12 protein-coding genes are annotated in these 12,077 nt (G+C 57.2%); 2 read left to right on the forward strand and 10 right to left on the reverse strand.

The genetic code is table 11. The features are described 5' to 3' along the window. Window positions 1-56 precede the first annotated feature (56 nt). A complete protein-coding gene (locus tag OK412_RS12000) occupies window positions 57-791 on the forward strand; it encodes a MerR family transcriptional regulator (RefSeq protein ID WP_010254274.1) in 735 nt (244 codons plus the stop codon). Window positions 792-966: 175 nt separating this feature from the next. On the opposite strand, the gene OK412_RS12005 is transcribed toward OK412_RS12000, so the two are convergent. Genes OK412_RS12005 through OK412_RS12020 form a run of 4 tightly spaced genes read right to left on the reverse strand, consistent with a single transcriptional unit; the run spans window position 967 to window position 4,716 of the window. Continuing rightward, window positions 967-1,698 (reverse strand): ABC transporter permease, encoded by a 732-nt coding sequence (locus OK412_RS12005; protein WP_010669716.1) that lies wholly within the window; start codon window positions 1,696-1,698, stop codon window positions 967-969. Then, window positions 1,686-2,633 (reverse strand): ABC transporter ATP-binding protein, encoded by a 948-nt coding sequence (locus OK412_RS12010; RefSeq protein WP_010254263.1) that lies wholly within the window; start codon window positions 2,631-2,633, stop codon window positions 1,686-1,688. The genes OK412_RS12005 and OK412_RS12010 overlap by 13 nt, the downstream gene beginning before the upstream one ends. Further along, on the reverse strand, window positions 2,626-3,801 hold the full coding sequence (locus OK412_RS12015; protein WP_264353205.1) for an ABC transporter permease: 1,176 nt from the start codon (window positions 3,799-3,801) through the stop codon (window positions 2,626-2,628). Before OK412_RS12015 ends, OK412_RS12010 begins: the two co-directional genes overlap by 8 nt. Before the next feature lie 3 nt (window positions 3,802-3,804). Next, on the reverse strand, window positions 3,805-4,716 hold the full coding sequence (locus tag OK412_RS12020) for an ABC transporter substrate-binding protein (RefSeq protein ID WP_187508178.1): 912 nt from the start codon (window positions 4,714-4,716) through the stop codon (window positions 3,805-3,807). A gap of 306 nt (window positions 4,717-5,022) precedes the next feature. On the opposite strand from OK412_RS12020, the gene OK412_RS12025 reads away from it, so the two are divergent. Next, a complete protein-coding gene (locus tag OK412_RS12025) occupies window positions 5,023-6,498 on the forward strand; it encodes an MFS transporter (protein ID WP_264353206.1) in 1,476 nt (491 codons plus the stop codon). Window positions 6,499-6,622: 124 nt separating this feature from the next. Here the strand turns inward: OK412_RS12025 and idi are convergent, their stop codons facing one another. The 6 genes from idi to OK412_RS12055 form a co-directional block, all read right to left on the reverse strand. Further along, on the reverse strand, window positions 6,623-7,165 hold the full coding sequence (gene idi / locus OK412_RS12030; protein WP_050679469.1) for an isopentenyl-diphosphate Delta-isomerase: 543 nt from the start codon (window positions 7,163-7,165) through the stop codon (window positions 6,623-6,625). Between the two features lie 146 nt (window positions 7,166-7,311). Then, window positions 7,312-9,207, reverse strand: coding sequence for a methyl-accepting chemotaxis protein (locus OK412_RS12035; protein ID WP_022625996.1), 1,896 nt, complete (start codon window positions 9,205-9,207; stop codon window positions 7,312-7,314). A gap of 191 nt (window positions 9,208-9,398) precedes the next feature. Then, complete coding sequence (locus OK412_RS12040; RefSeq protein WP_033779531.1) at window positions 9,399-10,508, reverse strand: suppressor of fused domain protein; 1,110 nt, start codon at window positions 10,506-10,508, stop codon at window positions 9,399-9,401. Between the two features lie 330 nt (window positions 10,509-10,838). Continuing rightward, entirely contained in the window at window positions 10,839-11,066 is a 228-nt protein-coding gene (locus OK412_RS12045) for a hypothetical protein (RefSeq protein WP_033766755.1), read from the reverse strand. A gap of 139 nt (window positions 11,067-11,205) precedes the next feature. Continuing rightward, on the reverse strand, window positions 11,206-11,553 hold the full coding sequence (locus OK412_RS12050) for a DUF2778 domain-containing protein (RefSeq protein ID WP_264353207.1): 348 nt from the start codon (window positions 11,551-11,553) through the stop codon (window positions 11,206-11,208). A gap of 181 nt (window positions 11,554-11,734) precedes the next feature. Continuing rightward, window positions 11,735-11,965 carry an EexN family lipoprotein gene (locus OK412_RS12055; protein WP_033766753.1) on the reverse strand — a complete coding sequence of 77 codons (231 nt, stop codon included), beginning with the start codon at window positions 11,963-11,965 and terminating at the stop codon, window positions 11,735-11,737. Window positions 11,966-12,077 lie beyond the last annotated feature (112 nt).

Here is a 12,077-nt window from a genome sequence, read left to right on the forward strand (position 1 = left end):
CAACTTAGTCGGCTTCGTTATGGTAATTGCACTCAGACCAATCGAAAGAGGAATTTATGACCTTATACAGTATCGGTGACGTCGCCGAGCGCTGTGGCATAAACCCAGTCACACTGCGCGCCTGGCAGCGTCGTTATGGCTTACTGAAGCCGCAACGTACCGAAGGCGGACATCGTCAGTTTGACGAAGAAGATGTTCATCGCATCGAAGAGATCATGCGCTGGATTGAAAGCGGCGTGCCGGTCGGTAAAGTTAAAGCACTGCTGGAAGGTGGCGATGTAGATGCCCATGACGGCTGGACCACACTCCAGGATGAGCTGATCAGCGTCCTGCGTCACGTCAGACCCGCTAAACTTCGTAATAAAATTGCCGCGATTGGTCGCGAACATCCGATTGATGCGCTGATCGACCATGTTTTTATGCCGGTGCGTCAGAAGCTGAGTCTGGACCAGAACACCGCCCGCACCATGTGCAGTCTGCTGGATGGTTTGCTGATCGATTATGTCGCGTTCTGCCTGACCGGCAGCCGCAAAAAATCGGGTAAAGATGCGTTGATTATTGGCTGGGGTATCGACGATCGTACCCGAATCTGGCTGGAAGGCTGGCGTCTGTCGCAGCATGGCTGGCGGATTGATGTGCTGGCAGAACCGCTGGATTTACCGCGTCCTGAACTCTTTCCCGGCATGAATATGTTTGTCTTTACCGGTAAAAAACTGACCCGCCGCCAGCAGGAACAGCTGTCACACTGGCAGGAACAGGGCTATGCCGTGCGGTTGCACGATCCCGCCTGATAACAAAAACGCACGCCGGGCACTTTGCCTGCTGCCTTGCGCGCGCTATTATCCCCGCCTCACTGTTAACGAGCTCAGGTTTTACCCATGAACTGTAAAAAAGCTTTCTTCGCCACGCTGTTTTTTATTATGGCGGCAGGTGGCACCGGCGGTCTGATGCTGGTGGGATACTCTCTCATCGTTCACTCACGCTAAGCCAGCGCTGCAGGCGTTCAAACAGGCGATCGCTGACTATCGCCAGCAGCGCCACCAGTAATGCCCCCTGAATGACATAGGCTGTATTAAAGCCGCTTAAGCCGATAATCACCGGCGATCCCAGACTTTTCGCGCCGACCGTCGAGGCGATGGCAGCGGTGCCGATGTTGATGATTACCGAAGTGCGTATTCCGGCGATGATGACCGGCGCAGCCAGCGCCAGCTCAATCTGCCACAGTCGCTGCCAGCTACTCATGCCGACCCCGATGGCGATCTCCCGACTGCTGGCCGGTACGCTATCAATACCCGCCAGCGTCCCCTGTAAAATCGGCAGCAATCCATAGAGCAGCAGCGCCACGACTGCGGGCCAGGCGCCAAATCCCATCACCGGCACCGCAATTGCCAGCACCGCCACCGGCGGAATCGTCTGCCCTGCCGCCACAATGGTTTCCATCAGCGGCCGGAACGCCCGCCCCGCCCGCCGCGTCACCAGCACACCACTGCCAATGCCAATCACAATCGCCAGCAGGCTGGCGGTGATCACCAGAAACAGATGCGCCAGCGTCAGCTGCCAGAAGCTCTCCTGCTGATAGAGTGGCCGCGCCAGTTCGGGAAACCAGCGGTGAAACAGCGGCCCGCTGTAAGGCATCAGGGTCAGCAGCGCGCCGTAGAACAGCACCAGCCACAGCAGCGGATCCCTTAGCCTGCGCATGTTAAATCCTCGCGCAGTTGCAGCAGATCGCCAAAGTGGAGCACGCCCAGCGGCCGCTGCTGATCGTCAATGACCGGCAGTTTATCGGTACGCCGGGCGATAAACTGCGACAGGGCATCGCGCAGCGTCAGTGCCGCAGCGATCGGTTCGCCCGGCAGCCACTCGCCGCGCCGCACGGCATTACCGACCTGCTCCAGCGACAACAGCCGTACTCCCATTTCGCTGCGGCCAAAGAAGTCGCGCACAAAATCATTTTTCGGCTGGGTGAGCAGCTCTACCGGCCTGCCCTGCTGAACAATCTCGCCGTTATCCATCAGCACAATACGGTCTGCCAGCGTCAGCGCTTCGTCGATGTCATGCGTCACCAGCACGATGGTGCGGCCCGACAGTTGATGAATGCGCAACATCTCCTGTTGCAGCACCCCGCGCGTCACCGGGTCGAGTGCACCAAACGGCTCATCCATCAGTAACACTTCCGGATCCGCCGCCAGCGCCCGCGCCACGCCGATGCGCTGCTGCTGCCCACCCGAGAGCTGATGCGGATAGCGGTCCAGCAGCTGCGCATCGAGATTCAGCAGCGCCAGCAGCGCCGTGATACGTTCATTGACCTGTGCCCGGGGCCAGCCCAGCAGCACTGGCACCGTGGCGATATTCTTCCGCACCGTCCAGTGCGGAAACAGGCCAATCGACTGGATGGCGTAGCCCATGCGCCGCCGCAGCGTGCGGGCATCGAGCTGGCGAATCGACTCTCCGGCAAAGCGGATTTCACCACTGTCAAACTCCACCAGCCGGTTGATCATCTTCAGGGTGGTCGATTTGCCCGAACCGGAGGTGCCAAGCAGCACGCAAAATTCCCCTTTCGCCACCTGTAACGACAGATCTTTCACCGCCGCTTTACCGTTAAACGCGCGGGAAACGCCGTCAAACTCAATCATCTTTTCTCTCCAGCAGTGAGATCAGCAGGCGGAACAGCGCATCGATGACCACCGCCAGCGCAATCACCGGGATCACCCCCAGCAACACCAAATCAAGCGCACTGCTTAGCAGTCCCTGGAAAATAATCGCGCCAAAGCCGCCCGCGCCAATCAGCGCCGCAACCACCGCCATGCCCAGCGTCTGCACCACCACTACCCGCAGGCCCGCCAGCCAGACCGGCAGCGCCAGCGGCACATCCACCGCAATAAACTGCTGCCAGCCACTCATGCCGACGCCACGTGCACTCTCACGCACCTCGTGCGGCACCTGTTGCAGCCCCACCATCACGCTGCGCACCAGCGGCAACAGGGCGTAAAGCACCAGCGCGATCAGCGCCGGAGCCATCCCAATGCCGCTGATGCCCCAGTCACCGAGCCACGGAAACTGCTGAGCCAGTCCGGCCAGCGGCGCAATCAGCAGACCAAACAGCGCCACCGAGGGCACAGTCTGAATCACATTCAGCACACCGAACACCCCGCCCTGCCAGCCAGGCCGCCGGAACAACGTGACGCCCAGCGGCAGCGCAATCATCAGCGCAGGCACCACCGTGCCCGCCAGCAGGGTGAGATGACGGCTCAGCGCGGCATCAAACACCGCGTGGCGGTTGGCATACTCTTTCAGCAGGGAGAGATCGCTGAGCTGGCCACTGAACAGCAGCAGCAGCGGCAACAGCCAGACCTGCAGATTGAGCAGCAGCTGTGCCAGCCGATGGCGGGTCAGTTGCCGCACCTGATCGGTGATCAGCAGCAGGATCAGCGCGCCGCTGCACCACAATCCGCTGGCAAAGCTGGTGCGCGCCAGACGGCTGCCCTGCTGGCTGAGTAAAGTGGCCTGATGACCGCTGAGCCAGATGATCGCCGCCAGCATCAGTTCTGCCGCCAGCAGCGCCAGCATCAGCGTGATGCGGGTCGGATGCCGCCACAGCAGCAGCCACAGCGTCAACAGCGGCAGCAGCAACAGCCCGAAGCGGCTAATCTGCCAGCCCATCAGCGGTTCACCCGCCACCAGACGGTTTGGGGCGAAGTTCAGAAACGGCAATGCCACCAGCGCCAGAGTCAGCAGCGTCAGCAGCAGCAGTGCCACCGGCTGCTCAACCGGACGGCGTATCGCTTCCCGCGATATCTGCATCGGTTACAGCAGCTTTTTCTGCTGCAGCCATTCGGTCGCTACGCTGCTGGCATCCTGACCATCGACCGCGATTTTGGCGTTGAGCTGTTGCAGCGTCTTCTCGTCAAGCGCGCTGAACACCGGCTTCAGCCACTCTGCAATCTGTGGATAGGCTTTGAGTACCGATTCACGGATCACCGGCGTCGGCGCATAAATCGGCTGAACCCCTTTAGGATCGCTGAGCGTCTGCAGACCTAATGCCGCCACCGGACCGTCGGTGCCGTACGCCATCGCCGCGTTTACGCCGGAAGTCTGCTGTGCCGCTGCGCTGATGGTGACAGCGGTATCGCCGCCAGCCAGCGACAGCAGCTGGTCCTGCTTGAGGTCAAAGCCATAGGCTTTTTCAAAGGCGGGTAAGGCATCGCTGCGTTCAATAAATTCTGCTGAGGCCGCCAGTTTGAAAGTGCCGCCTTTTTTCAGCCAGGCGCTGAGATCCGCCAGAGAGTTGAGCTGATTTTTTTCAGCCAGATCTTTTCGCACAGCGATGGTCCAGGTGTTATTGGCCGGAGCGGGTGTCAGCCAGACCAGATGGTTTTTCTCCGCATCCAGCTTCTTCACTTTCTCGTAGCCTTCGGTGGCATTTTTCCAGGCGCTGTCTTTCTCATCATTGAAGAAAAATGCACCGTTGCCGGTATATTCCGGATAGATATCAAGTTCGCCCGCCGTGATGGCACCGCGCACCACCTGCGTGGTGCCGAGCTGAATTTTATTGACGGTTTTTACCCCGTGCTTTTCCAGCACCTGAAGAATCACATTGCCCAGCAGCGATCCTTCGGTATCAATTTTTGAGCCGACCCGCACCGGGTCTGCCGCCTGTGCTATCCCCATGCTGAGCAGCAAAGCGCTGACGCCCATCCAACCCCGAATTCTGACCATGGCTTTTTCCTTATCGCAGTGTGTTGTTTTTACGTTTTGTTCATGCGTGATGATTCACAAGGCGTTGTGCGCCTGCGCGTTCAGGCTGCCCTCCTGCCGCTCTGCGGGAGGCTGGCAAGGCGTGCAGCGGAAATTATCTGCCTTAAAAGCGTAGCCTGGCGCAGCGGCGATGTAGCTGACTTTATCGCAAATTGATAACGATTTGAGATTATAAATTCATCTCATATAACCGAAATGAATTTACGTCTGGGCGTCTAAACGGCTATCCTCGGAAATCTGTTTTTATAATAAAAGACGCACAACATCATGTCCGACCTGACCTCTTCCGCCCATGTGGCAACAGCAGGGAGTTCGCCCGGTGGCGAAACACAGTGGATCCGCAGCGCAGCTGACGTCTCCCGATTAGTGAACAGTGGCGACAGCGCCCGTAATAATGCCCGCATTGTGGTGGCGATTGCGCTGGGGGGCGTCTTCCTTGACGCTTACGACCTGGGTGCGCTGGCCTTTGGCATCAAAGACATCACGCGTGAATTTAATCTCACCCCGACCGGCACCGGCATGGTCGCCTCGGCAATCACCTTCGGAGCCATTATCGGCGCACTGATCGGCGGCTATCTCACGGATAAAATTGGCCGTTATCGGGTGTTTATGGCCGATATGTTCTTTTTCGTGGTGGCGGCTATCGCCTGTGCGTTTGCCCCCAATGAGTATGTGCTGGCCGGCGCGCGTTTTGTGATGGGTCTGGGAGTCGGAATCGATCTGCCGGTGGCGATGGCGTTTCTGGCGGAGTTTTCCAGGCTGCGTGGCAAGGGGAATAAAGCGGCCAGCGTGGCGATGTGGTGCCCAACCTGGTATGCGGCGATCAGCATCTCTTATCTGCTGGTGCTCTTGCTCTATGCCGTGTTACCCGAAAGCCACACCGACTGGCTCTGGCGGCTGATCCTTGGTTTTGGTACCGTTCCGGCGATTATCATCATCGCCATCCGTAGCCGTTACATGAGCGAATCCCCGGTTTGGGCGGCGAATCAGGGCGACCTGAAAGGTGCCGCGGCGATTTTACGTAGTGCGTGGAATATTAATGCCCAGGTGGCAGCCGACGCCGCGCTGACGCCTGCCATGCCGGTGCGCAAGGCGAGCTGGCGTAACTATGGCGCGCTGTTACAGGGTGTTTATCGCCGACGTACATTGCTGGCGACCATCACTTCCATTGCCTCATCCTTTGCTTATAACGCAGTGGCGTTTGGCTTGCCGGTGATCATCTCCAGCTTCTTTGCCCAGTCAATGCTTACCACCATTCTGGTGTCGCTGGCGCTGAATCTGCTGTTCGCCTTTGTCGGCGGGATACTGGCGGTGCGACTGGTGCCGCGCCTCGGGGCGTGGAAGATGTCGGTGGCGGGTTATGCCTGTCAGTGCGTGGCGCTGCTCGGGCTGGCGCTGATTGGTCGTCCGGAAGGCGGTCAGGAAGCCGCGCTGGCGATCGGCATGCTGGCGCTGTTCCTGTTTGGACAGGGATTCGGGCCTGGCTCCCATACCATGACTTTTGCTTCGCTGAGCTACCCGACGTCGCTGCGCGGCGTGGGTGTCGGCTTTAACCAGACGCTGATGCGCGGCAGCTCTACCGTTTCGCTGTTTCTGTTTCCGGTGCTGGTCGCGGCGCTGGGCACCGGCGTGTTCTGGGTGATCTTCCTGGCACCACTGACGGGCCTGCTGGCGCTGCTGGCGATCCGCTGGGAACCGTCGGGTTATGATGTGGATGCGGAAGATTTCGAGCTGCAGCGATAATCAACGCTCAGGGCGTGGATAGCGCGCAGGCTCAGGGAGCAAACGGGCTTATAACCCTGGCGCATTGTTTACCCCGGCCCGACTTCTCCGGCCAGCATTGAAACCGCACCTTAGTGCGGTTTTTTTATGCGGTGACTTCCGGGAAAGGAAACTGCTCCAGATAGTCCGGGATGCGCGGGAAGGTATGCAAAAACCACGGTGTGAACTGCTGTGGCTGCTGCTGCATCTGCTGCTCAATCAGCGCCATCGGGCGATAATCCCAGGCATCCGCTTCCTGCGGATTCAGCTGCGGCAGGCTGTCGCAGACGGCAAAGAAGACGTGACCATACTCATGTTCAGTCAGGCCATTGCTCAGTTTCAGGTTGTAGCTCAGCTCAAACACCGGCGTCAGCGTCACCACCATCCCCATCTCTTCACGCAGGCGGCGCTCGGCGGCGTCGCGGGTTGATTCATGGGGATAAGGATGACCACAGCAGGTATTACTCCACAAGCCACCACAATGATATTTATCGCTGGCACGCCGTTGTAGCAACAGCTCCTGCCGGGAATTGAAGACGTAGACCGTCACCGCGCGGTGCAGTAATCCTTTTTCATGCACTTCCAGCTTTTCCATCTTGCCGGTGGGACGATCGAGGTGGTCAACGAGGATAACTTCAATAGCAGACATGGCGTTTCCTTGAGATTATTCCCAACTATTCTGGCACAGAATTATCGGTTTGGGCGGATCATCGAGGATTTTTTACCCGGGTCAGGCGGAGATAAGCGGATGAAGCAGAGAGAAAATCAGGCCAGCAAGGCTGGCCTGGAGAGGGATTACAGTCGGAAGCTCTGAACCACCCGCTCAAGCTGGGTGCTCTGCGATTCCATCGCCTGCGCGGCAGCAGAAACCTGCTCCACCAGCACGGCGTTCTGCTGCGTGGTGCCATCCAGCTGGGTAATCGCAACGTTAACCTGTTCGATGCCCAGGCTCTGTTCGCGGCTGGCTGACATGATTTCACTCATCAGCGTTGTCACACTGCTCACGCCCTTCATCAGCTCATCCATGGTCTGACCCGCCTGCTCGACCAGCGCGCTGCCGGTATCGATGTTCGCCACCGACTCTTCGATTAACTTTTTAATCTCACGCGCCGAGTTGGCTGAACGCTGTGCCAGGTTGCGCACTTCTGATGCCACCACCGCAAAACCGCGACCCTGTTCACCGGCCCGTGCGGCTTCTACTGCGGCGTTCAGCGCCAGGATATTGGTCTGGAATGCGATGCTGTCGATCACGCTGATGATATCGACCACTTTACGGGATGAGTGATGAATCTCGCCCATGGTGGTCACCACCTGACGGACCACTTCGGTGCCACGTGCGGCCACCTGCGAGGCATCACCCGCCAGCTGGTTAGCGTGAGTCGCGTTGTCGGCGTTCTGACGCACGGTGCCGGTCAGTTGCTCCATCGACGCGGCCGTTTCTACAATCGAGCTGGCCTGATCTTCGGTACGGGAGGAGAGATTAGCATTGCCGCTGGCAATTTCACGCGACGCGGCGGTGATCGCAAGCGCGCTGTCGCCCACCTGCTGGAGCAGCCCCTGCAGATAGCTGATGAACTGGTTAAAGCTCTGCGCGACGGCGTTGAACTCCGGGCTGTTGCTGGCTGGCAGACGCTGAGTCAGATCCGCACCACCGGTCGACAGCGCTTCGATGTTGCTGTTCAGCACGTTAAGACGTTTCATCATGGCGCGGACAAAGCCCAGCGACACCAGCAGCAGGATTACCGCCAGAGGGATCTGCACCAGACCCAGGCGGGTCAGCATGTTGTGAGACTGCGCTTTCAGCAGGCTGGTTGGCAGGCTACTGGCGAGATACCACGGGCTGCCAGGAATGGCCTGCACGAACAGCGTCTGCTCGCCTTCACTGCTGTCATAGGTGGTTTCCAGCGGCTGATTGCCAACACCGTTAAGCAGCGTTTTCAGCGGTGCTGCCATCGGCATCTGTACGTCAGCCAGGTTTTCGAGCTTCGGTGCGGCATTCACCAGTGCGCCATTGCCCACGACTTTACCGTCGGCTTCGACGATCAGGACGTTGCCCTGAATGGTTTCACCCATCTGCTTCGCCAGCTGGTTAAAGAACCCCAGCGTCACGTCGATGGTGGCGACACCCCAGGCCGTGCCGTTTTTGTAGATGGCCATAGCACAGTTGGTGCGCGGCTGCGGGCTGGCGGCATCCTGATAGGCTTTTGCCCAGGCACACTGGCCTTTCGGAGCGGCCATGCCATCTTTGTACCAGGGTTGCTCCCAGTATTTGTCAGCCGCGTCGGAGTTCCAGTAGGTGTTCACCTGCAGTTCATTGCTGGCATTACGGGCAAAGAAGCTGCTGTCCTTCTCTTTGGCCGGGTCACGACGGTTTGGCAGTGGCCAGATCCCACCGCCAAACACATTGCTGTCCTGATACTGGTTAACCAGCGTCGGTAACAGGGTGTCGATAGTGGCGCTGTCCATGACGGATGCGGCTTCGGTAATGGCGCGCTGCTGGGCCTGAACGCGGTTCATCTGTTCAACGATACCGGAAGCCAGTGAATCCACCTGATAGCGAACCAGACGGCTTTCGCTATCGACCAGCTGTGGCGCGACAAACTGATTAATAACCCAGACTGTAACGAGTAAAAGCGCAACAAAGAACGCGATCATTGTTGCGGTGAAGCGGGATTGTGTTGTTTTAAACATCTTCGTTCCCCTGAACCTGGTGCGGCGCGATTGCCTGATCGGGTTTAACGGCGCGGCAAGCGGGAACTTGAGATGAGCAGGATCACATATTTGAGAAATGTTTGATTTTTGTAAAAATTTAATTTCATCGAGAAACTATCACATCCCCGGCGGGCGCCGGGGAATGGGCGAACAGGCGCATTACTGCTGGCCTACTCTTCTGAACTGACGACCTGCTGGCGCGGACGGAAGATGTGATTATTGCCATCCGCCGTTAACAATTCCCGTAACTTCTGACCGCCATGTTCATCCGCCTGGGCGAACTGCCGCTCCGCTTCCGTAATCGGCGTAGTCCAGAGCAGAGTCGGGCGATCGCCGTCGCGTTTTGGCAGCGAGAACTGCGCCTGATCGGTTGCCAGCTCATTGGCGAGCAGGAAGCTTTCAAAGCCGACGGGGGCCACTTCCGACGCCAGCGTATGGCCCTCGCCCAGCCAGGTCAGCCGCGCCCACGGCAGATGCACGAACTCCGCCAGCGCGCTGGCCATCTGCACCGCGTTGCCTTCGGTCATGACTTCACCGTCAACCGCCATACCCAGTTCAATGCGGCGATACTGCGGCGCCAGCTCATCAAACAGATAATCGACCTGCGGCATCGGCCGAATGCTCATGCCGATGGTCAGGAAATACCAGACGCCCTGATGCCAGTGCTGGGAGATTGCCATCGGCGGCCAGCTGCCCTGATCGATAGCGTAATACTTCACTGACTCGCCAAAGCGCGCCTGATAGCAGGCCATCAGATCGTTCTGCACCTTATCCCACTCGCTGCCGTCGTGCCATTCGCGCCAGAACTGACGCTGATGCTCCGCACGGGCGTAGTAGTCATTGGTTGATGCCGACCCCAGCGGTGCCGTCAGCCGGTTCTTTTTGATGCAGCCTGCAGAGAAGCTCACCTGCTTCTCCTGATAGAGACTCCAGCCGGGGATCACCGCCAGCAGCTGGCCGTAATACCACAGCGCCGCGCCATCATCGCTCGGCTCCCATAGCACCTGCAGACCAGCTGGATCCAGCGCGGGTTCCGCTTCCAGATTACGGCAATACTCGGCGCTGAGCAGCGGCGCTATGCCCTGCTCCATCGCCTCGCGATCTTCCTGCGCCGGTGCCGGCAGCAGGTTTCGTAGCCAGCAGCCGCGTACCGCATACTGGCTGCGGAACAGGTCGGTTGGCCAGATGTAAAAATAGGCAGTGCGCTCATCCTGTTCGACAATAGCGGTCAGGGTGCGCTGCTGATTGTGGACTTCAGCAATCAGGGATTTGTACGTCATAGTGCCTCGACAAAGCCTGGAGGAATCCATTTTCCCCGAGAATAGAGCAGGATCCTGGCTGCGGCTATCTGAGACAAGGGTAATAGTCTCAAAGTGTGGGAGTTGGAGGGGTGGTGAAGAGTACAGCAGGCGCAATTGGCGGGAGCAGAGGCCCATCTGGCAGCATACTCATACCATCACGGTCTGATAATGCTCTTACAGTAACGGGTGGATGCAGCGAAGGAGCGCGATGCACTGCCCCATAAAGTTAACCGGATACGGTGTTGATTGTAGCGTTCACTATGGTTAGCAGACTGACTTCTCTAATCCATGGTACTCATATCGTCCTGTTTAATGCTTTTTGAAAAAAGCTTTCAGCACCCATAAAAGCGCAACAGACATAATGACAGAAATAAGGATGTTGGCTGAGAGTACAAAGTCGATGGTTGCCTCATCGCCATTAATATTGAAAAATCCTGCGATGGCATAAAAGAATGTTACCGGCACTATGACAGCAATAGCTTTTGAAATAGCAATCGCGCAAAAAACAAACAGAAAAATAGTTAAAATAAAGCGCATCGTTAGTATACCTTTACCGTTCCATAGGCTTTGAGCTGGCTGCCCGGGATGTTAAGCGTTGGGCCAGATTTAAGGAACATGTCGCGCATGTAATTGAACTGAAGAGGATGTTGAAGTGTGATGCAGCCTTCACTCAGCCCTAATGGCCAATAGGGTGCAGACGGAAATTGCCCCGCCTGATGCCTTGTACAAACGTGTAGTCATCGATTTTTCCATCGTCACGAAATAGTCCAAACCATGTTGAACGATCCGTACCGTATATGTCTTTCAACAAGCGTTCTCTAAACGGCCCCAATCTTCCACCTGAAGGTCGTTCTACAATAAAGTAACGGCCACGAACTATTGGGCCTATATCAGGTACGTTTGTTTTTTCTGGATTATTGCGGCCTTCTTTTTGACCAGAAAAAGCAGGAAATGTACCAATACCAGGGCAGCTCAGGCTGGTCATTTCACGCCGATTGAGAAGTAAATAGCAGCTATATGACATGAGAACTCCATTCCTTATGTGCGAATATAGTAGATCCACTTGATTCTAAAAATTAACTATTGCTTTTTGGGAGAACAATGTCAATTGTGCCCGGCATCTGCCTTTGAGTGGCTGACTGGAGGGACGTTACCTGTGCCCGCAGAAGGGCATAAAAAACCGCCAGGCGGCGGCTCGCCTGAATTTACCAACTTTTATTAGGACTCTTTGTAAAAGAGCCGCCGTGGACAGTGGCATCAATCGCATTGCGGCAGTCTTCGGTATCGCGTGGATCAAAGGCTTTCGTGCATTCCTCATATTTAGCTTTGCGCTCCGCGTCATGCGCTTTATACCAATCAATACCCTTCGCGCCAGCATCCCAACCGGTAAGCAGCGTGGTAGCCAGCAAAACCAGTGAAAGCAGTCCTGCTTTCATCAGATTTCCCTTTAAAGAATTAATTGCGACCGCAGTTATAGAGCAGTAGTGCGCCCGAACGAATGAAGCAGGGACTGTCAAAAACAATGTCCGCTATGAGCGAGAAGCAGAC

Source organism: Pantoea sp. JV6, assembly GCF_025910055.1.
Lineage (GTDB): Bacteria > Pseudomonadota > Gammaproteobacteria > Enterobacterales > Enterobacteriaceae > Pantoea > Pantoea agglomerans.